The 24,954-nt window shown below is 75.1% G+C and carries 16 protein-coding genes and 2 pseudogenes; 10 read left to right on the top strand and 8 right to left on the bottom strand.

Annotated elements, in window-relative coordinates; all coding sequences use genetic code 11:
- Positions 1-346: 346 nt before the first annotated feature.
- Positions 347-751: pseudogene (locus ACF07V_RS28420) on the bottom strand (EamA family transporter); the annotation flags it as partial.
- 48 nt (positions 752-799) lie between these two features.
- Positions 800-1,777, bottom strand: a complete 978-nt coding sequence (locus ACF07V_RS28415; protein ID WP_392158377.1) for a helix-turn-helix domain-containing protein — start codon at positions 1,775-1,777, stop codon at positions 800-802.
- A 123-nt stretch (positions 1,778-1,900) separates the two neighbouring features.
- Between ACF07V_RS28415 and ACF07V_RS28410 the strand changes: the two genes are divergently transcribed.
- Positions 1,901-2,932: a saccharopine dehydrogenase NADP-binding domain-containing protein gene (locus tag ACF07V_RS28410; RefSeq protein WP_392158375.1), complete on the top strand. Its 1,032-nt coding sequence runs from the start codon at positions 1,901-1,903 to the stop codon at positions 2,930-2,932.
- 44 nt (positions 2,933-2,976) lie between these two features.
- Here the strand turns inward: ACF07V_RS28410 and ACF07V_RS28405 are convergent, their stop codons facing one another.
- Positions 2,977-4,269, bottom strand: a complete 1,293-nt coding sequence (locus ACF07V_RS28405) for a pentapeptide repeat-containing protein (RefSeq protein ID WP_392158373.1) — start codon at positions 4,267-4,269, stop codon at positions 2,977-2,979.
- 156 nt (positions 4,270-4,425) lie between these two features.
- Between ACF07V_RS28405 and ACF07V_RS28400 the strand changes: the two genes are divergently transcribed.
- From ACF07V_RS28400 to ACF07V_RS28380, 5 genes and pseudogenes are all read left to right on the top strand, one after another.
- Entirely contained in the window at positions 4,426-5,835 is a 1,410-nt protein-coding gene (locus ACF07V_RS28400; protein WP_392158371.1) for a PLP-dependent aminotransferase family protein, read from the top strand.
- 132 nt (positions 5,836-5,967) lie between these two features.
- The gene (locus ACF07V_RS28395; RefSeq protein WP_392158370.1) at positions 5,968-7,560 is read left to right on the top strand and encodes an alkaline phosphatase D family protein; all 1,593 of its coding nucleotides are present in this window, start codon (positions 5,968-5,970) and stop codon (positions 7,558-7,560) included.
- A gap of 228 nt (positions 7,561-7,788) precedes the next feature.
- Positions 7,789-8,142, top strand: a pseudogene (locus tag ACF07V_RS28390) (SWIM zinc finger family protein); the annotation flags it as partial.
- A 238-nt stretch (positions 8,143-8,380) separates the two neighbouring features.
- A complete protein-coding gene (locus ACF07V_RS28385; protein ID WP_392158368.1) occupies positions 8,381-11,134 on the top strand; it encodes a DUF6493 family protein in 2,754 nt (917 codons plus the stop codon).
- Positions 11,135-11,222: 88 nt separating this feature from the next.
- Positions 11,223-12,671, top strand: coding sequence for a GNAT family N-acetyltransferase (locus ACF07V_RS28380; protein ID WP_392158366.1), 1,449 nt, complete (start codon positions 11,223-11,225; stop codon positions 12,669-12,671).
- Here ACF07V_RS28380 and ACF07V_RS28375 read toward each other — a convergent pair.
- Positions 12,583-13,809 carry a trans-sulfuration enzyme family protein gene (locus ACF07V_RS28375; protein ID WP_392158365.1) on the bottom strand — a complete coding sequence of 409 codons (1,227 nt, stop codon included), beginning with the start codon at positions 13,807-13,809 and terminating at the stop codon, positions 12,583-12,585. The two genes, ACF07V_RS28380 and ACF07V_RS28375, sit on opposite strands and share 89 nt — an antisense overlap.
- Positions 13,810-13,868: 59 nt before the next feature.
- Here ACF07V_RS28375 and ACF07V_RS28370 point away from each other — a divergent pair, with 59 nt between their 5' ends.
- The 3 genes from ACF07V_RS28370 to ACF07V_RS28360 all read left to right on the top strand — a co-directional run bounded on the left by ACF07V_RS28370 (position 13,869) and on the right by ACF07V_RS28360 (position 16,715).
- Complete coding sequence (locus tag ACF07V_RS28370; protein WP_030686247.1) at positions 13,869-14,366, top strand: Lrp/AsnC family transcriptional regulator; 498 nt, start codon at positions 13,869-13,871, stop codon at positions 14,364-14,366.
- A gap of 49 nt (positions 14,367-14,415) precedes the next feature.
- Positions 14,416-16,119, top strand: a complete 1,704-nt coding sequence (locus ACF07V_RS28365) for a DUF885 domain-containing protein (protein ID WP_392158363.1) — start codon at positions 14,416-14,418, stop codon at positions 16,117-16,119.
- Positions 16,120-16,265: 146 nt separating this feature from the next.
- A complete protein-coding gene (locus ACF07V_RS28360; protein WP_392158362.1) occupies positions 16,266-16,715 on the top strand; it encodes an Lrp/AsnC family transcriptional regulator in 450 nt (149 codons plus the stop codon).
- Here the strand turns inward: ACF07V_RS28360 and ACF07V_RS28355 are convergent.
- From ACF07V_RS28355 to ACF07V_RS28340, 4 genes are all read right to left on the bottom strand, one after another.
- On the bottom strand, positions 16,705-19,737 hold the full coding sequence (locus ACF07V_RS28355) for an AAA family ATPase (protein ID WP_392158360.1): 3,033 nt from the start codon (positions 19,735-19,737) through the stop codon (positions 16,705-16,707). The genes ACF07V_RS28360 and ACF07V_RS28355 overlap by 11 nt on opposite strands.
- The gene (locus tag ACF07V_RS28350) at positions 19,734-20,903 is read right to left on the bottom strand and encodes an exonuclease SbcCD subunit D (protein ID WP_392158358.1); all 1,170 of its coding nucleotides are present in this window, start codon (positions 20,901-20,903) and stop codon (positions 19,734-19,736) included. The genes ACF07V_RS28355 and ACF07V_RS28350 overlap by 4 nt, the downstream gene beginning before the upstream one ends.
- A gap of 225 nt (positions 20,904-21,128) precedes the next feature.
- Positions 21,129-21,755 (bottom strand): YigZ family protein, encoded by a 627-nt coding sequence (locus ACF07V_RS28345; protein WP_392158357.1) that lies wholly within the window; start codon positions 21,753-21,755, stop codon positions 21,129-21,131.
- A gap of 101 nt (positions 21,756-21,856) precedes the next feature.
- The gene (locus ACF07V_RS28340; RefSeq protein ID WP_392158356.1) at positions 21,857-23,239 is read right to left on the bottom strand and encodes a PucR family transcriptional regulator; all 1,383 of its coding nucleotides are present in this window, start codon (positions 23,237-23,239) and stop codon (positions 21,857-21,859) included.
- 198 nt (positions 23,240-23,437) lie between these two features.
- On the opposite strand from ACF07V_RS28340, the gene ACF07V_RS28335 reads away from it, so the two are divergent.
- Complete coding sequence (locus ACF07V_RS28335) at positions 23,438-24,925, top strand: long-chain fatty acid--CoA ligase (protein ID WP_392158354.1); 1,488 nt, start codon at positions 23,438-23,440, stop codon at positions 24,923-24,925.
- Positions 24,926-24,954 lie beyond the last annotated feature (29 nt).

Genomic DNA, 24,954 nt, shown 5'->3' with positions numbered 1-24,954 from the left:
GGATGGCCCCGGTGTAGAGAGTGGCCCTCTCCATGCCGACGCGCTGGACGCCCATGTAGAAGAGGACGAATCCGACGACCGTGGCCAGGGCCGCCTGCCAGACCAGAGCGCCCGCCTCCACGGCCGTCGGCATCCGCACGAAGCCCGCGCCGTCCACGACCAGGCCGACGAGCGCCGCCTCGGCCGCCCCGATCCCGCACACGGCGGCCGTCAGCAGCTTCGGCCCCAGGATCCGCAGGACCGGGACGGCGAGGACGGTGAAGCCCACCTCGCCCGCGAGCGCCGCCACCGACCAGCCGATCCCGGCCGGGTCCGTCCGCCCCCAGCCCTGCACCGTGAAGGCACCGGCGGCGACGAGCAGCGCCCCGTACAGCACGGCGGGAGCGGGCCTGCGGCCCTCGGTCAGCGGGACCAGGACGGCGACGACGACGGGGGCGCAGCCGACCAGGACGCCGGGGACGGCGGGCTCGGCGGTCCGCTCGGCGGCGAGGACGGCGAGGTTGAATCCGACCATGCCGACGGCCGCGAGGGCGGCGAGCCGCAGCCAGTGACGCGGGGTCAGGAGCCGCAGCGGGGCGAGTCCGCCGCGGCCGAGCAGCGGAAGGAGCAGCAGGCAGGCAGCGGCGTACCGGAGCGCCTGTCCTCCCGCGTACGGATAGGCGCCGAGCAGGCTGTTGGCGGTGAAGGAGGCACCGACGAGGGCGTAGGCGAGGGTCACCAGGAGGACCCCGCGCAAGGCGTTCGCGTTCATGCCTCCGACGCTATGAACCGGCGCGGCCCTGTTTAAGGTCCACTTCCGTCACGCCATCGGGGACCACTTCCCACCGGGTACGGGGTGCGTCCGGGAGCGGAAGGTGCGGCGGTAGGTGTCCGGCGGGACGCCGACGGTGCGGTTGAAGTGGCGGCGGAGGGTCGTGGCGGTGCCCATGCCGGTCGCCTCGGCGATGGCGTCGACGCTGTCGTCGGTGGCCTCCAGGAGCTCCTGGGCGCGCCGGATCCGCTGGGTGAGGAGCCATTGCAGCGGGGTGGTGCCGGTCGCCGCGCGGAAGTGGCGGCCCAGGTGGCGCGAGCTCATCCGCGCCCGGCGGGCCAGGTCCTCCACGGTCAGCGGCTGGTGGAGCCGTTCGACGGCCCAGGGCAGCAGCTCGGTGAGCGGGTGGTCCTCCCGGGTGGGTACGGGGGCGGTGACGAACTGGGCCTGGCCGCCGTCCCGGTGCGGGGGCACGACCAGGCGGCGGGCGGCCGTGTTGGCGACCGCCGAGCCGTGGTCGAGGCGGACGAGGTGGAGGCAGAGGTCCATCGCGGCGGCCTTGCCGGCGGAGGTGAGCACGCTGCCGTTGTCCACGTAGAGGACGTCCGGATCGACCTCGACGCGGGGGTACCGCGCGGCGAGGGCCTCGGTGTGCGCCCAGTGGGTGGTGGCGCGTCGGCCGTCGAGGAGGCCGGCGGCGGCCAGGACGAACGCGCCCGTGCACAGGGAGGCCACGCGCGCGCCTGCCTCGTGGGCCGCGCGCACGGCGTCGACCAGGTCGGCGGGCGGTTCCTCGTCGACGTCGGCCCAGCCGGGGACGATCACGGTGTCCGCGTACGGGAGCCGGTCGAGCCCGTGGTCGGGTTCCATGCGGAACCGCTCCACGCGCGCGGGGCCGGGCCCGCAGAGGGTCACGTCGTACCAGGGCACGTCCACCGCGTCCGGGGCGGAGCCGAACACCTCGTACGCGAGGGAGAGTTCGAAGTGCAGCATGCCGTCGGTGACGGCCAGTGCGAGCGTCCTCATGTCCGTAATTGTACGGGGGATGTCGTTCCGGACACTCGTGGTCGCCGTCACCGGCCGCCAGGATGGGGGTAGTTCAACATTCGACAACCGGGCATGCGATGACCGGGAACGGCGGGAGAAGTCATGGGATCGGGTCAGCGGGTCGTGGTGTTCGGGGCGTACGGTCACACCGGGCGCTTCGTGGTGGCGGAACTCCTGGAGCGGGGCTTCGTCCCGGTGCTCTCCGGCCGCGACACCGGCAGGCTGCGGGCGCTCGCCGCGTCGTACGAGGGGCTCGACGTCCGCCCGGCGTCGGTCGACGACCCGGCCTCGCTCGACCGCGCGGCGGCCGGCGCGGCGGCCGTCGTCAACTGCGCCGGGCCGTTCGCCGTGACCGTCGCCCCGGTGATCGAGGCCGCACTGCGCGCGGGGATCCCGTACGTGGACGTGGCCGCCGAGATCGAGGCCAACGCCGACACCTTCGCCCGCTTCGCCGACCGGGCCCGCGCCGCCGGCACGGTCGTCGTCCCGGCGATGGCCTTCTACGGCGGTCTCGGCGACCTCCTCGCCACCACGGCCATGGGCGACTGGACGGCCGCCGACGAGGTGCACGTCGCCTACGGGCTGAGCAGCTGGCACCCCACGGCGGGCACGCTCGCGGCGGGCAAGGTCTCCCGCGAGCGGCGGAACGGGCGGCACGTCCGCTACACCGGCGGGCAACTGGAGTACCACGACGACGCGTCCTCGGTCGTGGAGTGGGCCTTCCCCGCTCCCCTGGGCACCCGGCCCGTCATCGGCGAGTTCACGATGGCCGACGTGGTGACCGTCCCGAGCCATCTCGAGGTGCCCGAGGTACGCACGTACATGGCGGTCGAGGCGGCCCGGGACCTGTCGGCGCCGGACGCGTCGGCACCGGCCGCCGTGGACGCGCGCGGCCGGTCCGCGCAGACCTTCCTCGTGGACGTCGTCGTGCGCTCCGGGGACGCGGAACGCCGGGCCGTCGCCGCCGGGCAGGACATCTACGCCGTCAGCGCGCCGCTCGCGGTGGAGGCGGTCCACCGGATCCTCACCGGCCGGACCCGCACGACCGGCGTCGCCTCGGCCGGCGCGCTGTTCGACGCGCCGGACTTCCTCCGCGCGCTGTCCGGGCACCTGTCCCTGGACGTGTGGCGGTAGGCGGCCCCCGGCATCCGGGGAGGGGGTCCGGTCGCCGGTCCGGGTCAGTCCGGCGCGTCGGAGCCGGGCAACCCGCGGGCCCCTTCGGTGCGTGCGCCGGTCAGCCTGGCTCCGGTCGTCCTGGCCCCCCTGAGGTCCGCTCCGGTGAGGTCCGCCCCCGTGAGATCCGCCCGGGTCAGGTTCACCTCGCGGAGGTCCGCTCCGTGCAGGTCGGCACCGGTCAGGTCGGCACCGGTCAGGTTCGCGCTCTCCGCCACGGTGCCGACGACGACCTCTGCCTGCAGCGATCTGTCGGCCGCGCTGAACCTGGCGCCCCGCAGGTGGGCGCCGACCAGGGACGCGCCCGTCAGATCGGCATCCGCGAGGATCGCTCCCGTCAGCGTCGCTCCGCCGAGGTTCGCGCCGGTGAGATCCGCGTCCCAGAGCACGGCACGGGACAGATCGGACGGTTCGACGGCGGAAGGCGTGTCCAGGACCCCCAGGAACGCTCCCCGCAGGATCGCGCCGCTGAGGTCCGCTCCGGACAGGTCCGTGTCGATCACGTTCGCCTCGGTCAGGTCGGCCAGGCTCAGATCGGCCTCGCGCAGGTCGACGCGGAGAAGCTGGGTCTGCCTCAGGTTGGACTCGGCGGCGAACGCGCTCCGCAGGTCGACGCCTGACAGGTTGGCGTGACGCAGGTCCGCGCCCTCCAGGTTCACGTAGGCGAACGGGGCACGCGCGCGCGGGAACGCCCCGACCTCGGGCAGCTTCGCGATGTCCTCGACGGCCCAGGTGGTCAGAAGCAGGCCCCGGAGGTCCGCCCGGCTCCAGTCGACCGGGGCGTCGCCGTCGTGCCCCGGGGAGCGGTGGGCCAGGACGTTCACCACGGCGGTCACGTCCGTCGCCGGGCGTCGGTGGTCGGGTGCCTCCTGTCCCTCCCGAGGTTCCTCCGGCTCCTTCGCGAAGCCGGTCGCCGGGACACTCGCGTGGCGGCGCACGTACGCCGAGAGGACCTGGACGACCCTCGGCTGGTCGCGCGGCGAGTCCTGCATGATGCGTTCGAGGGCGTAGATCCCGCCGAACCGCACGTCGAGCGACGGGGAGCCGAGGTTGGTGATCGCGTCGTTGAACCGGCTCGTGAGCTGGCCCTGTTCCGTGACCCGCACTTCCCGCCAGGTGAAGAGCAGCGCCACCATCGCGGCCAGACCGGGCAGCACGGCCACGGCGAGCACGGGCCACTGCGAGCGGCCCGAACGGCCCGCGGCGGAGTCGCCCGCACCTCGGCGCCGGCTCCCGCGCCGGGCCTCGCGCCGGTTCGCGATCCGTGCCAACAGCCCGCTGCCCGTGCGTCCCCTCACCCGTCCATGGCAGTCGACCCGCCCCGGAACGGGCGGACGCCACACCGCCGATGCACCCGATCGACGTAGCTGCCGCGTCACGGGCCCCGGCATCATGGGTCCCGACCGGGGCGGACCGAGGGACCCGGCGCGGGGCGGCGAGAAGGGCCATGTGACATGGCGAGTCAGGGACAGGCGGCCTGGGAGTTGCTCCTGCCGGCCGTCGGGGCTCCCACGCGGCGGCGGGGGCGAGCCCTCCAGGAGGCGCTGCGGGAGGCGGTGCGTTCGGGGCGGCTCGCGGCCGGGACGCGGCTGCCGTCGACCCGTGAGCTCGCGGCCGACCTCGGCGTCTCGCGGGGGCTCGTCACCGAGGCGTACGAACAGCTGACGGCCGAGGGCTATCTGCGCAGCGACCGGGGCGCGGGGACCTGGGTGGGCGGCGCGGCCCGGGCGGCGGTGCGCGGGGCCCGCGACCTGGCCGCCGGGGCACCGGGAGTCCGGGTGGACTTCCGCCCGGGGACCCCCGACCTGTCGCTGTTCCCCAGGAGCGCGTGGGCTGCGGCGCAGCGGTCCGTGCTCACACGGCTCCCCCACCCGGCGCTCGGCTACCCGGACCCCCGCGGGCTCCCCGAACTGCGCACGGCGCTGGCCGCGATGCTGACGCGGCGGCGGGGCGTGGTCGCCGATCCGGAGCGGCTCGTGGTCTGTTCGGGCGTGGCCCAGGCGTCGACGCTCCTCGGCTTCGTCCTGCGCGCGCGTGGACTGCGCCGGGTCGGGATCGAGGATCCCGGCAGCCCGGAGCACGGACGGCTGTTCGCCTCCACCGGCATGGAGACGGTGTGGCTGCCGCTGGACGAGGAGGGGCTGCGTCCCGGGCCGCTCGCCGACTCCGGGATACGGGCGGTGGTCGTGACGCCCTCGCACCAGTTCCCGTCCGGCATCAGCTGGTCGGCGGAGCGCCGGGCCGCGCTCCTCGACTGGGCGCGCTCGGTGGACGGGTACGTCCTGGAGGACGACTACGACGGCGACTTCCGCTACGACCGGGCCCCCGTCGGCGCGCTCCAGGGCCTCGACCCCGAACGGGTCGCCTACACCGGCTCCGTCAGCAAGTCGCTGGCACCCGGGCTGCGGCTCGGCTGGATGCTCGTGCCGGAGGCGCTGCTCGACGAGGTCGTGGAGCGCAAGCGGACGATGGACCTCGGCAATCCCGTACTCGACCAGGCCGTCCTCGCGGAGTTCGTGACGCGCGGCGGATACGACCGTCAGCTGCGCCGCTGCCAACGCGCCTACCGGGAGCGGCGGGACGCACTGCTCGCGGCGCTCGCCGAGCACCTGCCCGGCACCCGGGTGAGCGGCATCGCGGCCGGACTGCACGTCATCGCGCGCGTACCGGGGCGGTTCGGGCCTCCGGAGCGGTTCCTGGCGCGGGCGGCGGAGGCCGGGGTGGCGCTGCGGCCCCTGGAGGAGTACGGCACGGCGCGGCCTGCGGACGGGGACGTACGGCTCGTCATCGGGTACGCGCACCTGGCGCCTTCGGCCATCGGGACCGGGATCAGGCTGGCGGCGGAGGCGTACGGGAGGGGGTGAGGCGCGATCTGTTCACGCGGGGTTCGTGCGGGCGCCTCACCCGGCCGTTAGGCATGGGGCGGCGCCCCGGTCGTGAGGCACGGGGCGGCGCACCGTCCACGACCGGAACGACCCGACCCCGGAGGCCTTTTCATGTCCCTTCCCGTGCCCGGCTCCTCCCCCTCCCCCGCCCGGCGCAGCGTCCTGCGCGGCTCGCTCGCCGCGTCGGCGGCGCTCACCCTCGGCGGCACCGGTCTCGCCGCCCCCGCGTTCGCGCTGTCGGGCCGGCCCAGGGCCGAGTGGGGTGTGCAGGCGGGTGACGTCACGGCCTCCTCCGGCCTGGTGTGGGTGCGTTCGGACCGGCCGGCGCGGATGCTGGTGGAGACCTCGGCGACCGAGTCCTTCCGGCACGCGCGCCGCCACCTCGGGCCGCTGATCGGCGCGGACACGGACTTCACCGGCACGACCGCCCTGCGCGGCCTGCCCGCGGGCGAGCAGATCCACTACCGCGTCACCCTCGTCGACCCGGACGACCCGCGCCGGGCGGGCGAGCCGGTCCTCGGCACCTTCCGTACGGCGCCGGACCGGCGCCGCGACGGGGTCCGCTTCCTGTGGTCCGGCGACATCGCGGGGCAGGGCTGGGGCATCAACCCGGACATCGGGGGCTTCCGCGCGTACGAGGAGATGCGCCGGCTCGACCCGGACTTCTTCCTGTGCAGCGGTGACACGATCTACGCCGACGGGGTCATCCAGCCGAGCGTGACCCTCCCGGACGGCCGGATCTGGCGGAACGTCACGACGCCGGAGAAGTCGAAGGTCGCCGAGACCCTCGACGAGTACCGGGGCAACTTCCGCTACAACCTCCTCGACCACAACGTCCGGGCCTTCAACGCGCAGGTGCCGTCGGTGGTGCAGTGGGACGACCACGAGGTGCGGAACAACTGGTACCCGGGCCAGATCCTGGAGGACGCCCGCTACACGGAGAAGGACGTGGACGTCCTCGCGGCGCGCGCCTCGCGCGCGTTCGGCGAGTACTTCCCGGTCTCCACCCTCCACCCGCGCGGTGAGGGGCACGAGCGGAGGATGCACCGGGTGGTGCGGTACGGGCCGCTGCTCGACGTGTTCGTCCTCGACATGCGCTCGTACCGGAACGCCAACTCGCCCGGCCGGCAGGCCGACGACACCACCGGCATCCTCGGTGCCGAGCAGCTGGCGTGGCTCAAGCGGGAGCTGGCCGCGTCCAGGGCGGTGTGGAAGGTGCTCGCGGCGGACATGCCGATCGGTCTGGTCGTCCCGGACGGCGCGGCGAACTTCGAGGCGATCGCGCAGGGCGACCCGGGTGCGCCGCTGGGCCGGGAGCTCCAGATCGCGGAGCTGCTGCGGTTCGTGAAGCACCGGCGGATCACCGGCACGGTGTGGCTGACGGCGGACGTCCACTACACCTCGGCGCAGCACTACGCGCCGGAGCGGGCCGCCTTCCAGGACTTCGCGCCCTTCTGGGAGTTCGTGTCCGGGCCGCTGGCGGCGGGCGGGTTCCCGGCGAACGCCCTGGACGCGACCTTCGGCCCGGAGCGGGTCTTCGTGCGGGCGCCGGAGCGGGCGAACCTGTCGCCGATGGAGAGCCCGCAGTACTTCGGCGAGGTCGACATCGACGGCGGGAGCGGGGAGCTGACGGTGCGGCTCCGGGCCGAGGGCGGGACGGTGCTCTTCAGCAAGGTCCTGCAGCCGGGTCGCGTCGGGCAGTAGCCCCTGGTGGGAGCGGGTGCGAAGTGGCGGCCTCGACCGCCGCCTGCCGCATGCGCTGATTGTCAGTGGCGGGTCCTAACGTCGTTCCCATGACGCGATCCGTTCAGGCGCTCGCCTACGTCCGCCCGTCCGCGCTGGAGTCCACGGGCTCCGGCCGGCTGCTCGGACTGGAGACGGCGGGGGGCCTCACGCCCGCAGGGGCGCAGGCCCATCCCCGCTTCTTCTCGGCGGGTGCGTGCGGCGCTGACCCGGCTCGGCACGGCGGGGCGTGTGGGGTACGACGTGGCGGACGCGGCCTACTTCCACCGCGAGCTGCCCTACGAAGCCGACCGCGCCGAACGGCACAACCCCCGTCTGGTGAGCGCGCGCCGACTGCTCGGGGAAGGGGCGGTGGAGCTGGACGGGGACCTGGCGACGGTGGCCTCGGGCGAGCGTCGCCACCGGGTGCGCGAGTCGTCCGGGAGGCTGAGCTGCACGTGCCCGTGGTGGGCGGAGCACCAGGGCCGACGGGGCCCGTGCAAGCACGCGCTCGCGGTCCGGATGGCACGCCGGGGTGCGGCGGCCGCAGCGGAGGCGTCGTGACGGTGGAGGCGCGGGCGGAACAGCGGGGCGGGGACAGCGGGGCGGGGACAGCGGGGCGGGGGACGGCATGGGAGACGGGACGGGGGGCGGGACCCGGGACGCCGTGGGGAACGGGACCGGGGACGCCGTGGGGAACGGGACCGGGGACGCCGTGGGGAACGGGACCGGGGACGCCGTGGGGAACGGGACCGGGGACGCCGTGGGGAACGGGACGGGGGGGAACGGGACGGGGGACGGTGTGGGGGACGGCATCGGGGACGGGACGCGGAAGGGCGTGGGGACGGTGACGGGCGAGGTGGAGAACGTGGCCGGGGGCAGGGCGGAGGGACCGGGCGCGGCATCCGGTGCGGGGCGCCACTCCGGCGTCGAGAGGCTGCTCGCCCTGGTGCTGGCCGGGGAGGCTCAGGAGGTGCCGGCCGCGTTGGAGCCGCTGGACGCCGCCGAGCGCAGGGCCGCGCTCGCCCGGCTGAAGGCGCTGCGCGCCGAGGTGCGTGCCGGTAAGTGGGCGACGCCGCCGTACATGCCGAACCGCATCCGCAGCGCGCTGTACGTGGCGGGCGCCGGCTGTCTCCCGACGGCGGCGGCCGCCGCGAGCTGGCTCGGCGCCCGCGACCTCCAGATCTGGCCGGAGGACAAACCCCTGGCCCTCGCGGCCCTCGGCGAGCCCGACCCGGAGTGGGCGGCGGACCTGGCGGGGCGTCTGGCCGGGCGCCGGTCCGTGGCGGAGAACAGCTACCCCCTCCTCCACGGGCTGATCGTCCGCGCCGGGTTCACCGTCGAGCCGACCGACGGTTACGTCACGGGGTGGACCTGGCACCTCGTCGACGACCGGCTCGTGGAGCGGCTCCGGGAGGACCCGCAGACACCCGCCCTCGTGGCGCACGCCCTCGCGATGGCCGAGCCTCCCGAGCCGCTGACCCGGCCGGCCGGTCGCCGGCCGCAGCGGCACTGGCCGTCGGCGCTGCGGACGCTCGTCGAGGAAGGGGTCCTGGACCGTGCGCGGGTCCTGGACGTGTGCGTGTCCCGGCTGCTGCGCGGCGGCCCCCTCCGGAACCTGCGCCTCCCGCTGGAGCTGGTGCAGCTCCTCGCACCGGACGCGGAGGAGCTGCGGGCCCGGATCCCGGACTGGGTCGGGATCGCGGCCGACGCGCCGTCGATCGTCGCCGGGTACGCGCAGGACGTCCTGGTGGAGCTCGCCTCGGCGGGGGCGGTGCCGGTCGGCGCACTGGCCGAGATGACGTCCGGTGTGCTCTTCCGTACCGAGAAGAAGCTGGTGCGGGCGCAGTTGGCGCTGGTCGGCAAGGTGCTCGCGCGGGAGCCGGGCGCGGCCGGGGAGCTGCTGCCCGCCGTGACGGAGGCCTTCGGGAACGAGGACACCGACATCCAGGAGCGGGCCCTCAGGCTGGTGGGCCGTCATCTGTCCGCCGTGGACGAGGGGGTGCGGCGCGAGCTGGCCGAGGCCGCGGGGCTGCTGAGCCCGACGCACCGGCGGGCCGCCGTGGAGCTGTTCGGCGCGGACCTGGAACCGGAGGAGGTACTTCCGTACGAGGAGATCCTGCCTCCGCTGCCCGAGGCGCAGCTGGTCCCGCCCCCGGTGACGACCGTCGAGGAGCTGATGTCGGAACTGGTGGTGAAGCGGCTCTCCGAGAACCCCGTCGCGTTCGAGCGGGCGCTCGACGACCTCGTGCGGCACGCGCACCGGGACCGGGCGGCCGTGGCGGAGGCGGTGCGGGAGGCTTTCCCCTCGCCTCCGTGGGAGCAGCAGACCCATTACTTCACGCACACCACCCATGGGATCCATGTGGTGCTCGCGGGGCTGCTCGGTCTGCTGAACCCGGCGCTCGTCGACGTCCGTCGGACCAGCGGCCACGGCGCGGAGTCCTGTCTCCACCAGGCGCTGTCGGGGGTGCTCGACGGCCGTCTGTGGGAGGCCGCCGACCTGGTGGGCACGGACGCGCTGCCGTTCCTCCTCGCCACGCCGACCCGGCACACGGGGGCGATCGACCCGCTGGTCCTGGTGGAGCGGCTGCGGCAGTACCGGGACGCGGGCGTCGAGCCCGCTCCGGCCGATCTCGCGCAGGCCCTGCTCCGGGTGGAGCGGGGCGACCCCTCGGCGGCGCGGGCGGCCGGGGAGGCGGCGGCGCTCGGCACCCCGGCCGGCCGGCGACTGGCCGCCCGGCTGGGAGAAGAGGAGGCCGTGGGGGCGACCGTGCGGTTCCTCCGGCGGGACGAGGACAAGACCCTGCGGAGGTACTACCTGACCGACCGGCTCGTGGTCGACCTCGGCGGGCACCGGGCGGTGAAGGCGGAGTTCCCGCCCGCCTTCCAGTGGCTCGGCGGCGCCCTGGGGGCGACGCCGCGGCGCTGCCATCACTGGATCGAGGGCCGCGCGCAGTGGGCCCCGGTGCTGCCGGCCGACCGCGAGCTGCTCGCGGCCTGTCTCCTGCCGACCCTCGTGGGTGCCGAGGGGGACTCGCGCGGCGTGACCGAACCGCTGACCGCGCTGGCCGAGGCCGAGGGTCCGGTCGGCCGGGCGGTGCTGCTGGCCCTGGCCCTCGGTCTCGGCTGCATGGACGCGGACGACCGGCTGCGCGCGGTGGACGCCGTGCTCGTCCTGGCGGCGCGGGGCGAGCTGGACGCCCGGCGGCTCGGCGAGGAGCTGGCGTGGCTGGTCGCGGAGGGCTCGGTCAAGCCGAACCGGCTGGCGGACGCGGCCCGTACGGCGGCGGCCACGGGGGCGTACGGGACGGTGTGGGCGATCCTCTCGGCGATGCTTCCGGAGCTGTCGGACCCGGCGAAGCCGGTACGCGGGCTCGGCGAGCTCCTCGCGGTCGCCGCCGACTGTGTGGAGCGGTGCGGGGCCGGCGGCGGGGTCGCCGGGCTCGACACGCTCGCCTCGGGCCGGGGTTCCTCGCAGCTGGTGGTGCAGGCCAAGCGGCTGCAGAACGCACTCCACCAAGGAGCCGATCAACCTCTGACAGAAACGGACTGAATCGGTCGTTAAGCCGCCAGATCGGCGCTTAACCCGTCAGTCACAAAGCGTTCGTGATCACGCAACACCGCTGGGTCACAGTGAAGCCATGACCGATGTGACGTCTTCGAAGAGCACCCGCCGTCCGCACCACTGGCGGCACGACCTGATCGAGCTCGCCGCCATGTTCACCGCCGTGGTGGTGGCCGACACGATCGCCAAGACCATCGCCAAGGGCCCCGACGGCCCCCACCTCCTGGTCTTCTCGGCGATCGCGCTGGTCGCCACCGCCGGGTTCCACACCTGGTGGGCGCGGCGGCACAGTCATGCCAGCCATGCCCCGCCCGCCGGTGACACCGGCGGGCGCCCCACCGCCGAGCGGCCGGCAGCGCGCCCGGCGGACGGCACGGAGACGCCGTCCGCGCCGTCCGCGCCGTCCGCCGAGACGACGCTGTGGCGGATGCGGACCACCGTCGCCGACACCCCGGGCAGCCTCGCCGCACTGTGCACGGCCCTCGCCCGCCTGGGCGTGGACATCCTCACCCTCCAGACCCACCCGCTGGGCGACGGCACCGTCGACGAGTTCCTGCTGCGCGCCCCCGCCGACCTCTCCGCGCAGGCCCTCGCCCGCGAGACGGCGACCGCCGGCGGTCGCGACACCTGGACCGAGCGGGCCGACGCCCACGACCTGGTCGACACCCCCACCCGGGTCCTCGGCCTGGCCACCCGTACCGCCCTCGACGCGGCCGAACTGCCGCTCGCGCTGCGCCAGCTGCTGGGCCGCTGCACCCTCCACTCGGTGCCGGCGGTCTCGCTCACCGGCCGCCCCACCGGCGAACAGGCCCCCGTCGAGGGCGTCCTGGAGGAGACCGTGATGCGGCTGCGCGACCCGCACGGCGGCACCCTCATCATCGAGCGGCCCTATCTGCCGTTCACCCCGACCGAGTTCGCCCGGGCCCGCGCCCTCGTCGAGCTCGACGCCCGCCTGGGCCCCCGCGTCCCGCGCAGCCAGGACGTGCTGACCCTGCCCGAGGGCAACGAGATCACCGTCCGCCGGGCGGACCAGCGGGACCTGCCCGCCGCGCGCGCCATGCACGACCGCTGCTCAGCCCGCACCCTGGGCCTGCGGTACCACGGCCCGGTCGGCGACGCCGACCGCTATCTCGACCACCTGCTCAGCCCCCGCTTCGGCCGCACCCTCGCCGTCCAGACGACCTCGGGCCGACTGGTCGCCCTCGGCCACCTGCTGTGGGACGGCGACGAGACGGAGGTCGCCCTCCTCGTCGAGGACGAGTGGCAGCGGCGCGGCATCGGCTCCGAGCTCCTCGGCCGGCTGGTGGCGATGGCCGAGGAGACCGGCTGCGACAGCGTGTACGCCGTGACGCAGTCCTCCAACACGGGGATGGTGGCCGCGATGCGGGCGCTGAACCTCCCCCTCGACTACCAGATCGAGGAGGGCACCCTGGTCATCACCGCCCGGCTGGCCCCGGCACCGCGACCGGCCGCCCGGACGCAGCAGGAGCAGGAGCACGAAGGGGCGCGCCGGGCGGAGCGCTGAGCGCCTGGGTCAGGTCGCGCCACAGGTCCTCGACGTCCTCCAGGCCGACCGACATGCGGAGCAGCCGGTCGCTGACGCCGGCCGAGCGCCGGTCTCCCTCGGCCACGATGCGGTGGCTGATGGAGGCCGGGTGCTGGATGAGGGTGTCGACGCTGCCGAGACTGACCGCCGGGGTGATCAGGCGCACCCCGGCGATCACGTCGTGCGGGTCCCCGTACACCTCGAAGGCGATCATCGCGCCGCCGATCCGCGGGTAGTGGACGCGGGCGATCCGGGGGTCGGTGGCGAGCCGCCGTACGAGCTCCGCGGCCGTCGAGGACGCCGCCCTGACCCGTACCGGAAGGGTGGAGAGGCCGCGCAGGAGCAGATAGCCGGCGAGCGGGTGGAGCACCCCGCCGGTGGCGAAGCGGACCTGACGGAGCGTACGGGCGAACTCCTCGTCGCAGGCGACGACGCCGCCCATGACGTCGCCGTGGCCGCCGAGGTACTTGGTGGCGCTGTGCAGCACGATGCGGGCGCCCTGCTCGACGGGGCGCTGGAGCACCGGCGTGGCGAAGGTGTTGTCGACGAGCAGCGGGACGGAGCCGCAGGAGTGGGCGAGGGCCCGGATGTCGGCCTCGGCGAGGGTCGGGTTGGCGGGCGACTCGACCATGACGAGGCCGGTGTCGGGGCGGATCGCGTCGGCTATGCCCGCCGGGTCGGTCCAGGTCACCTCGGTGCCGAGCAGCCCGGCTTCGAGGAGGTGGTCGCTGCAGCCGTACAGCGGGCGGACCGCGACGACGTGGCGCAGGCCCTGGCTCGCGCGGGCGAGGAGCACGGCGGTGAGGGCGGCCATGCCGCTGGCGAAGGCGACGGCGGCCTCGGCGCCCTCCAGGCGGGCGAGGGCCTCCTCGAAGCGGGCCACGGTCGGGTTGTCGAGCCGGGCGTAGACGGGCGGACCGTCGAGCCGGGCGCCCGTGCTGGCGAACTCGTCGATCCGGGCGGCCTCGGCCCGGGCGTCGTACGAGGGGTAGGTGGTGGACAGGTCGAGCGGCGGGGCGTGCAGCCCGAGGCCGGCGAGGTCTTCGCGGCCGGCGTGCACGGCTTCGGTGGCAAGGGCCCTCGGGGTGGCCGAGAGGCCGTGATCCATGGCGTCCATGGCGGCACTGTGAACGGATACCGGGAAGTAGCGCGAACAGGCCGTGTTACGTTCGCCAGATGGCTGATTCTGTCGTACTGGACGCGGTCGATCTGCACATTCTTCGCCTCCTGCAGAACGACGCCCGGAGCACCTACCGCGAACTCGCCGCGGAGGTCGGGGTCGCACCCTCCACCTGCCTCGACCGGGTGGCCCGGCTGCGCCGCACCGGGGTGATCCTCGGACACCAGCTACGTCTGGATCCGGCCAAACTCGGGCGTGGGCTCGAAGCGCTGCTTCTGGTCCAGGTCCGCCCTCACCGGCGTGAACTGATCGGTCCGTTCGTCGACCGGATCCGGGCCCTGCCCGAGTCCCGGGCGCTGTTCCACCTCACCGGGCCGGACGACTACCTGGTGCACGTGGCCGTGGCGGACCCCGCCGACCTGCAGCGTCTCGTCCTCGACGAGTTCACCTCGCGCCGCGAGGTGGCCCGCGTGGAGACCCGGCTGATCTTCCAGCAGTGGGAGTGCGGCCCCCTCCTGCCGCCCTCCCCCGGCCCTTCCTTGTCAGCCGACTGAGCCAGGACGAGGGTGACGCGGGCCCGCCGGAGGCGCCAGGATGACCCCCATGCCAGACACTTCCAGCAGCCAGCTGCCCCGCCAGGTCGCCGACGACCACGTCGACGCACTCATCGCCCTCGACCCGATCACCGGTACGTACCTGGGAGTCAAGGAGAGCGCCGGACGGCTGCCGGACTTCTCGCCCGCAGGGCAGCGGGCGGTGGCCGACCTCGCCCGCCGCACGCTCGCCCGGCTCGACGGGGCGGAGCGGGCCCCGGGCGCGGACAGCGACGCCGAGCGGCGCTGCGCCCGGCTGCTGCGCGAGCGGCTCACGGCGGAACTCGCCGTGCACGAGGCGGAGGAGTACCTCCGCGCGGTCAGCAACATGCGCTCGCCGGCACACAGCGTCCGGATCGTCTTCACCGTGATGCCGACGGAGACCGCGGAGGACTGGACGGCGGTCGCCGCCCGGCTGCGCGCGGTCCCGGCGGCCTTCGAGGGTTACCGCGCCGCGCTCGCGCTCGGCCTGGAGCGCAAGCTCTTCGGCGGGCCGCGCCCCACCGCCACCTTCGTCGAGCAGCTCACCGAGTGGGCCGGCGGGGCGAGCGGGAAGCCGGGCTGGTTCGAGGAGTTCGCCGCCGCCGGCCCCGCCACGCTCCCCGAGGAGCTGCGGGCCGAGCTCGCGGCGGCCGCCCAGGGTGCCACCGCGGCCGTCGGGACGCTGCGGGACTGGATGCGCGACGTGTACGCCCCGGCCGTCGCCGACGCGCCGGACACGGTGGGCCGCGAGCGCTACCAGCGCTGGACCCGCTTCTTCAACGGCACCGACCTGGACCTCGACCAGGCGTACGCGTACGGCTGGAGCGAGTACCACCGGCTCCTCGGCGAGATGCGGACCGAGGCCGAGCGGATCCTGCCGGGCGCCGGCCCCTGGGAGGCGCTCGCCCACCTCGACGAGCACGGCACCCACATCGAGGGCGTCGAGGAGGTCCGGGTCTGGCTCCAGGAGCTCATGGACGAGGCGATCGCTGCGCTCGACGGGCACCACTTCGAACTCGCCGAGCGCGTACGGCGGGTGGAGTCCCGGATCGCCCCGCCGGGCGGCGCCGCCGCGCCGTACTACACCGGTCCTTCCGAGGACTTCTCGCGCCCCGGCCGCACCTGGCTGCCCGTGGACGGCACCACCCGCTTCCCGGTGTACGACCTGGTGTCGACCTGGTACCACGAGGGCGTGCCCGGCCATCACCTCCAGCTCGCCCAGTGGGTGCACGTCGCCGACCGGCTCTCCCGCTACCAGGCGACGATCGGCAAGGTCAGCGCGAACTCGGAGGGATGGGCGCTCTACGCGGAGCGCCTGATGGACGAACTCGGCTTCCTGCCCGACGCCGAGCGGCGCCTCGGCTACCTCGACGGCCAGATGATGCGCGCGTGCCGGGTGATCGTGGACATCGGCATGCACCTCGGTCTGGAGATCCCCGCGGAGTCGCCCTTCCACCCGGGCGAGCGATGGACGCCCAAGCTCGCCCAGGAGTTCTTCCAGCTGCACAGCAGCCGCCCGCCGTCCTTCGTGGAGAGCGAGATGACCCGCTACCTGTCGATGCCGGGGCAGGCGATCGGCTACAAGCTCGGCGAGCGCGCCTGGCTGCTCGGCCGCGCCAACGCGCGGGCGGCGCACGGCGACGCCTTCGACGCGAAGGCCTGGCACATGGCGGCGCTCTCCCTGGGCCCGCTGGGCCTGGACGACCTGGTGGACGAGATCTCCCGCCTCTGAGCAGGCGGATCACTTCACCTCTGAGCAGGCGGATCACTCCACCTCTGAGCACGCGGATCACTCCACCTCTGAGCAGGCGGATCACTCCACGAGAATCCCCGGTCGATCCCTTGATCGACCGGGGATTCCCCTGCACGCTCTCCCTCATGAGCACCGAATACACTCCGGACGCCACCGACTGGCGCATCCTCGAAGCCCTCCAGTCCGAGGGCCGCGCCAGCTTCGCCGAGCTCGCCCGCGCGGTGTCCATGTCGCCGTCCGCCGTGACCGAGCGGGTGCGGCGCCTGGAGGACGCCGGGGTGATAACGGGGTACACGGCGATCGTCGACCAGGACCGTCTCGGCCTGCCCATCCTCGCGTTCGTCCGGCTGCGCTACCCGCACGGCAATTACAAGCCGTTCCACGACCTGATCGACACCACGCCGGAGGTCCTGGAGGCCCACCACGTCACCGGCGACGACTGTTTCGTCCTCAAGGTCGCCGCCCGCTCGATGAAGCACCTGGAGGGGATCACGGGGAAGATCGCCACGCTCGGCGCGGTGACCACCAGCATCGTCTACTCCTCCCCGCTGCCCCGCCGCTCCCTCAGCCGCTGAGCGCTTCCCCTCCGGTGCGCAGCCTGACCGCCGAGCCCTGCCGCGCCTTGACGACCTCCAGCTGGGCCGGGATGCGGCGGCGCAGGTCGCCGACGTGGCTGACGATGCCGACGCTGCGGTCCCGCTCGCGCAGCGAGTCGAGGACGTCGAGGACCTCGTCGAGCGTCTGCTCGTCGAGGCTTCCGAAGCCCTCGTCGATGAAGAGGGTGTCGAGCCGGACCCCGCCGGCCTCGTCGGTGACGACGTCGGCGAGGCCGAGGGCCAGCGCGAGGGAGGCGAAGAAGGTCTCGCCGCCGGAGAGCGTGGCCGTGTCGCGTTCGTTGCCGGTCCAGGCGTCGACGACGTGCAGTCCGAGGCCGGACCGCTTGCCGCCGGAGCGCGCGTCGGAGTGGACGAGGGTGTAGCGGCCGGAGGACATGTGCTGGAGGCGGGCGCTCGCGGCCGCCGCGACCTGTTCGAGCCGGGCGGCGAGGACGTACGACTCCAGGCGCATCCGGCGCTCGTTCTCCACGGAGGTGCCGGCGGTGAGGGCGGCGAGGCGGGCCACCCGGTCGTACTCCTCGCGCAGCGGCCCGAGGCGGCGGACCTCGGTGACGGCCTGCCGGGAGAGTCCGTCGAGCCCGGTGGCCCGCTCGCGGGCGGCGGCGAGGGCGGAGTCGGCCTCGCGGAGGGCGCGTTCCGCCGCCCTGTGCGCGGCCTCGGCACCGGCCGGGTCGGCGGGCGGCAGGGCGGCGGCCTCGGCCGTGCCGGGCTCGGCGAGCCGGTCGGCGACGGCGGCGGCCTCGGCCTGCCAGGCGTCCACGCGCTGCTGGAGGTCACGGCGTTCGCGCTCGCCGAGGAGGGCGCCGGCGGCCTCGGCCGGGGTGGCGAAGCCCGCGCGGTAGGCGGCGTCGGCGAGCCGGTCGTCGGCCTCCTTGAGCCGCAGGGCGGCGAGTTCGGCGGTGCGTACGGTTCCGGCGGCGTCGACCAGGAGGGCGATGCGCCGCTCCAGTCGGGTGGCGTGTTCGGCCACGCTGGCGAACTCGCCGCGTCCCCGGGCGAGTTCCTCGTCGAGCGCGGACTGCTCCCGCTCCAGGGCTTCCCGGCGCGAGGTCCGCGCGGCGACCCGCCGCTCGGCCGCCCGCTGCGCGCCGACCCGCTCCTCGTGCTCCCGCTCGGCCCGCGCGAGTGCCTCCCGTGCGCTGTGCGTCTGCCCGGCGAGGGCGTGCGCCTCGGCGTGCAGCCGAGCCAACTCGTCGGCTTCGGCAGCGAGTTCGCCGACCGTGGGCTCCGGGGACTCGACTCCCGCCCGGACCTCGGTACGCGCCGCGGACCAGGACTCGCGGGTGACGGCGAGGTCGCGTTCGGCGGCCGTGCGGGTCTCCTCGGCGCGGGTGTAGGCCGCGTAGGCGGCGTCCTCGGTGGCACGGTCGACGTGGTCGGCGGTGGTGCGGGCGGGCGCCGGGTGGGCGGTGGAGCCGCAGACCTGGCAGGGGTCGCCCTGGGTGAGGGTGACCGCGAGTTCGGCGGCGATGCCCTCCAGGCGGCGGGACTTGACGTCGAGCCAGCTCTCGTGGGCGGTGTTGCGCCGCTCGCGGGCCTCCGCGAGGCGGGTCTCGGCGGCCAGGGTGGCCTCGCCGAGGGAGTCGCGGCGGCGGGCCGCGGCGAGCCGGCGGCGGGCGGGGTCGAGGCGACCCGCGAGGTGTTCGGCGCGGGCGGCGGCGTCGCGGGCGGCCTCGACGCGCTCGGTGAGCGCGGCGCGGCGCGGTTCCCAGCCGGCGAGCCAGTCTGCCGCGTCCCGGAGGGCGTCCTCGTCGGCGCGCGCCTCCCGGGCGAGCACGGTGCGCTCCTCGGCGACGGCGGTCGCGCGGTGCTCGGCGCGGCGGGCCGCGTCGAGTCCGCCGAGCTCCTCGCGCAGCCGGTGTTCGAGGGCGGAGAGCTGCTCGGCGCCGGCCTCGGCGAGGCCGGGGGGCAGCTGGGCGCGGGCACGCTCCCGGGCGGTGTGCGCGGCGGCGTGCTCACGCTCGGCCTCCCCCCGCAGGCCGAGTGCGGGGGCCACCCGGTCGGCCTTGAGGCTCCGGTCGAGGGAGGCCTGGAGGCGGTCGCGTTCGGGGGTCTGCTCGGTGAGCCGCTCGCGGCGGCGGAGGGCGTCGGCGTGCCGGGCCTGCCGGGCGGCGAGGTCGTTCGCCGCGTCGAGGGCGGCGCGCGCGGCGGCCTGCCCGTCCTCGGCGGCGGCGAGTCGCACGCCGGCGATGTCGAGGACCTCACGGGCCTCGGCGCGGGCGACGGCGGCCCAGGTGAGGACGGAGTCGGCGAGCCCGGGGTCGCCGGGGCGGCCCTCGACGGGCGTGCGGGCGGCGTCGAGGCCGCCGGCGGCCTGGGTCATGCGGTGGGCGAGGGTGAGCAGCCGGGTGTCACCGTCCTCGACCTGCTGCTGTGCGGTGCGGCGCAGCTCGGCGAGGCGTTCCTCGACGGCGGCGAAGCGGCGGGTGTCGAAGAGGCGGCCGAGGAGCTTGCCGCGGGCCTCGGCGTCGGCGCGCAGGAAGCGGGCGAAGTCGCCCTGCGGGAGGAGGACGACCTGGCAGAACTGCTCGCGGCTCATGCCGACGAGCTGGGTGATCTCCTCTCCGACCTCCTGGTGGGAGCGGCTGAGGCCGGCCCATTCGCCGGTGGCCGGGTCGTACTGGCGGAGCCAGGTCTGGGCCTTCTCGGTGGTGAAGCCGCCGCCGCGCTTCTTGGGCCGCTGCTGGGCCGGGCGGCGGGTGATCTCCAGGCGCCGGTCCCCCACGGTCAGTTCGAGGAGGACCTCGGTGTACGTGCCGACGGGGGCGTGGTCGCTGCGCAGGGAGGCGCCGCGGGTCTGGCGCTCGCCGGGCACGCTCCCGTACAGGGCGAAGCAGACGGCGTCGAGGACGGAGGTCTTGCCGGCGCCGGTCGGCCCGTGGAGGAGGAAGAGTCCGGCGGAGGACAGGGCGTCGAAGTCGACCTTCTGCGTGGTGCCGAACGGCCCGAACGCGGTGATCTCCAGGCGGTGCAGCCTCACCGGCCCACCTCGCGCTCGGCGAGGTCGACGCGGACGTCGTCGAACGCGCCGTACAGGACGGTGCGTTCGGCGCCGTCGAGGGCGGCGCCGCCGCGTACGTGGGCCACGAAGTCCTCCGCGATCTGCTGGTCGCTGCGGTCCCGGAGCCGCTGGGCGTAGGAGGCGCCGGGGTCGTCCCCGGTCCGCTCGGGGTCGAAGACCAGGTTGAGGGTGTGCGGGAAGCGTGCGGTGAGCCGGGCCATGGGCTCGGCGGGCCGCACGGGGTCGGTGAGGGTGGCCTCGACCCAGGACTGCTCGTGCGGGGTGAGCGCGGGGTCGTCGAGGAGGTCGTCGAGCCGCCCCCGGAGCCGGGCGAGGGGGCGCGGAACGGGGCAGTCGATCCGTGTGTCGCCGGTGATCGCCCCGTCCTCGCCGAGGTCGATCAGCCACATCGTCTTGCGGTGGTCGGCCTCGGAGAAGGAGTAGGCAAGCGGCGAGCCGGAGTAGCGGACGCGCGGGGTGAGGGTCTGGCTGCCGTGGAGGTGGCCGAGGGCGACGTAGTCGACGCCGTCGAAGATCCCGGTGGGGACGGCGGCGACACCGCCGACGGTGATGTCGCGTTCGCTGTCGCTGGGCGCGCCGCCCGCGACGAAGGCGTGGGCGAGGACGACGGAGCGGGTGCCGGCGGGCCGGCCGGCGAGGTCGGCGCGGACCCGGTCCATGGCGGCGGCGAGCACCGCCTCGTGGCCGGCCTTCTCGGCCCCGAGCCGCTCGCGGACGAGTGCGGGTTCGAGGTAGGGCAGGCCGTAGAGGGCGACCTCGCCGTGGGCGTCGGAGAGGACGACGGGGGTGCCGATGCCGTCGGGGTCGGTACGGAGGTGGATGCCGGCCCGCTCGATGAGTCCGGCGCCGACGCCGAGCCGGCGGGCCGAGTCGTGGTTGCCGGAGATCATGACGGTGGGCACGCCGGCCTCGGCGAGGCGGTGCAGCGCGGTGTCGAAGAGCTCGACGGCGGGCAGCGGGGGCACGGCCCGGTCGTAGACGTCCCCGGCGACGAGGACGGCGTCCACGTCGTGCGCGTGGACGGTCGCCACGAGGTGGTCGAGGAAGGCGGCCTGGGCTTCGAGGAGGCCGACGCGGTGGAAGGACCGGCCGAGGTGCCAGTCCGAGGTGTGCAGGAGCCTCACGATGCCGTCCCACCCCGCATGTGCCCCGCTCCTCGCCGCCGGTTCCCGTGGACGCGCGCCTCGATGCGCACGTCTCCGTGCCCCTCGGTGTGCGCGCTTCGCTGTGCGCTTCGATGTCCGCCCACCACGCTATCCCGAGCGGGAGGGTGGGCGGGGCGGGTCCACCCGCACGCGTGGGGCGGTCCCCGGTGCGGACGCGGCGTTCGGCGCGTCAGGTGTGACGCATCACGCGTCCCCGTACGCCTCGCCGCCGAGTTCGAAGGAGGCCGTGCCCGCCGTGGCGTCGGCGAGCCAGCCGCGGAAGGCGGGGACGTCCGCGTCCGGGAGGCCGATCTCGATGGTCACGGCGTCGGCGTACCGCACGTCGCGGACGGCGCGGCCGGTGGCCCGCAGATCGTTCTCCAGCTTGCCCGCGCGCTGGTGGTCGATGGTGACGGTGGCGAGCCGGAAGCGCTGCCGGGTGACGGTGCCGAGTGCGTCGAGCGCCTCGCCGACCACCCCGCCGTACGCGCGGATCAGACCGCCCGCGCCGAGCTTCACGCCGCCGTAGTAGCGGGTGACGACGACGGCGACGTAGCGCATCTCGCGGCGCAGCAGCATCTGGAGCATGGGGACGCCGGCGGTGCCGCCGGGTTCGCCGTCGTCGCTGGCCTTCTGCACGGAGGCGTCGGCGCCGAGGACGTACGCGAAGCAGTTGTGGGTGGCGGTCGGGTGCTCCCTGCGGATCCGCGCGACGAACTCCTGCGCCTCCCGCTCGTCGGCGACGGGCGCGAGCGCGCAGAGGAAGCGCGAGCGGTTGATCTCGGTCTCGTGCACACCCTCGCGGGCCGGCGTGCGGTACTGCTCCTGCATCCGACCAGCCTACGGCCCGCCGGACCCGGGCTCCGCGGCGGCCGTTGCGGGCGCGCTACGGCCCGCCCGACCCGGGCTCCGCGGCGGCCGTTCCGGGGGCGCTACGGTCCGCAGCGCCCGGGTTCCGCGGCGGTGGGTTCGGGGCCCGGTCCGGGGGCCTCCGCCTCGGGCGCGAGCCCCGCGTACGGGAGGGCGCGGAGCGCGAGGGCCCAGCCGAGGCGGGCCTCACCGGACTCGCTGGAACGGCCGGTGAGCTCGGTGATGCGGCCGATGCGGTTGAGGACGGTGTTGCGGTGGCAGTAGAGCTGCTCGGCGGCCCGTGAGGCCGAGCAGCCGTGGTCGAGCCAGGCCCGCAGGGTCGTGAGGAGCGCCGCCCGCTCGCCGCCCGTGGCGAGCACCGGTCCGAGGTGGACGGTGACGATCCGCTCGGCGATGTCGGCGCGCCCGCTGAGCAGCACCTCGGCCAGCCGGTCGTCGAAGACGGCGACCTCGCCGCCACCCGCGGGCAGGGTACGGAGGGTCTGCTCGGCGAGCCGGAGTGCGCGCCCGGCCTGCGAGAGGCGTTCGAACTCCGGGGAGACCCCCGCGGTGGCGCCGGTCCGCTCGCGCAGGGCGGCGAGCAGGGTCCCCACGGCCGGGTCGGCGCCGCCGCGCGTCGCGGCCGCCGGCCGTCCGCCCTGGGCGACGCGCCGGGGCAGCCGGACGATGCCGGCGTAGCGGCCGGAGCGGGGCCGCCAGAAGGACCACATGCCCTGGGCCTCCAGGGCGGGCGCGGGGTGCGGCGGGGCGGCGGGGTCCTGCGCGGCGACCACGACGACGTACCGGTCGGCGGCGGGGACGCCGAGTGCGGCCGCCGCGGCGGAGGCGACGGCCGGGTCGTCGGCGCGGCCGTCGAGCAGCGCCTCGAAGAGGGCGACCCGGCGGGTGTCCTGGCGGCTCTGCAGCTCCAGCTGGGCGATGCGGTACGCGTCGGCCATCGCGACCGAGTAGCGGTCGATGGTCTCCCAGACCTCGCTCGCCATGTCGAGTTCGAGGTCCCGCCGGTCGGACTCCCGTCCGGCCCGGCCCCGCAGGTGCTCGGCCATGACCTGCCACAGGACCCGGCCGCCGCGCCGGTAGGCCTGGAGCACGGTGTCGAGCGGGACTCCCTGCTCGGCACGGCGGCGGCCGGTCTCGCGGGCCGCCCGCTCGGAGTCGCCGCCGGTCGGGGGCAGGCCGCCGAAGTCCTCCAGGGCCCGCCGGAGGTTGTCGCGGCAGATCTCCCAGAGGTCCTCGCGGGTGACGGGCGCGCCGGAGGCGTACGTGCCCGAGTGGGCGCGGATGTCGTCGACGGCGCGGTCGGTGAGCCGGTCGACATCGGCGAGCATCGCCGTGCCCAGGGCGCGGCGCAGCGCCCCGGAGCCGCCGGAGCCGCCGAGGGGGGTGGGGGTGCCGCCGGAGCGGACCCCTCCGGGCTCGCCGGCGATGGCCGGGCTGTGCGTCATGGCTCGCACGGTAACGCCGTGATTTGGCGATTGCCACGGGGTGGGCGCCCCGGCGGGGCCGCTGCCCAGCTCGGCGGGCCACATGATGGGCATCTGCACATGGCGCCCCGGGCGGTGCGCGGCGGATTCTGTGCCGTGTCAGCCGAAGGTCACCGGCGTGTTTCGTCCGCCGTCGACTCAGCGTCCCTGGAGCGTGTCATGTCACTGAGCGTCGCCGGTGTGCTGGGCGAGTCCGCCCGCCACTTCCCCGACCGGATCGCGGTCGTCGAGGGCGCGACCCGGCTCACCTACCGGGAGCTGTGGACGGAGGCGCTGCGCTGCGCCGCCGGGCTGCGGGAGGCCGGGGTGAAGCCGGGCGACCGGCTCGCCGTGCTGCTGCCGAACACGACCGAGTTCCTGCGGACGTACTACGGGGCGCTCGCGGCCGGCGCGACGGTCGTGCCGGTGCACGCGCTGCTCGTCGCCGACGAGGTGCGGTACGTCCTGGAGCACAGCGGCGCGGTGGGCATCGTGAGCGGCGGGCCGCTGTGGCCGGTGGCGGACGAGGCCGCGCGCGCCGCCGGGGTGCGCGCCTTCCAGGGGGCGCCGTCGGCCGCGGAGCCGCCGGCCGCGCCCGAGCCGGCCGAGGCTTCGGACACGGCCGTGATCCTCTACACGAGCGGGACGACGGGCCGCCCCAAGGGCGCTCTGCTGACCCATCTCAACATCGTCATGAACGCGTCCGTGACCTCGCAGGATCTGCTGGGCCTCGGCGCGGGCGACGTCGTCCTCGGCTGTCTGCCGCTCTTCCACAGCTACGGCCAGACGTGTGCGATGAACGGGACGCTCCGGCAGGGGGCGACGCTCGTCCTGATGCCCCGGTTCAGCGGTCCCGCGGCTCTGCGGGCGCTCGTCGACGAGGGCGTGACGGTCTTCATGGGCGTGCCGACGATGTACCACGCCCTGGTGGAGGCGGCGGCCGTCTCCGAGCTGCGTCCGGAGGGCCTGCGGGCCGCCGTGTCGGGCGGCGCGGCGCTGCCGGTCGCCGTCCTGGAGCGCTTCGAGGAGACCTTCGGCACCCAGGTCCTGGAGGGGTACGGCCTGACGGAGACCTCGCCGGTCGCGACCTTCAACCAGCTGCACATCGGCCGCAGGCCCGGCACGGTCGGACACCCGGTCTGGGGCGTCGAGGTGGGGATCGCGGACGCCGCCGTCGAGGGGGAGGTCCGGCTGCTCACGGACGGCGGGGTCGGGGAGGTGGTGGTGCGCGGGCACAACGTGTTCGCCGGGTACCTCGACGACCCGGAGGCCACGGCGGCGGCGGTCGTGGACGGCTGGTTCCGCACGGGCGACCTGGGCGTCCGGGACGAGGACGGCTTCCTGCGGATCGTGGACCGCAAGAAGGACCTGGTCATCCGGGGCGGCTTCAACATCTACCCGCGCGAGGTCGAGGAGGTCCTGGTGCGCCACCCCTCGGTCTCGGAGGTCGCGGTGATCGGCGTCCCCGACGAGGCCAGGGGCGAGGAGGTGTGCGCGGTGGTGGTACGCCGGGCCGGTGCCGCCCCGCTCTCCGAGGAGGAGCTGGTGGAGTGGGCGCGGGAGCGGCTCGGCCGCCACAAGTACCCCCGGATCGTGCGTTTCGTCGAGGAGCTGCCGCTCGGTCCGACGGGAAAGATCCTCAAGCGCGCGCTGGTGTCGCGGGGTTGACCGGAGGCTCCGCCCCGGCCGCATCATCT

The sequence above is a fragment of the Streptomyces sp. NPDC015661 genome (assembly GCF_043077765.1).
In the GTDB taxonomy this organism is placed as follows: Bacteria; Actinomycetota; Actinomycetes; order Streptomycetales; family Streptomycetaceae; genus Streptomyces.
This window is presented reverse-complemented; position numbering and strand designations above follow the sequence as displayed.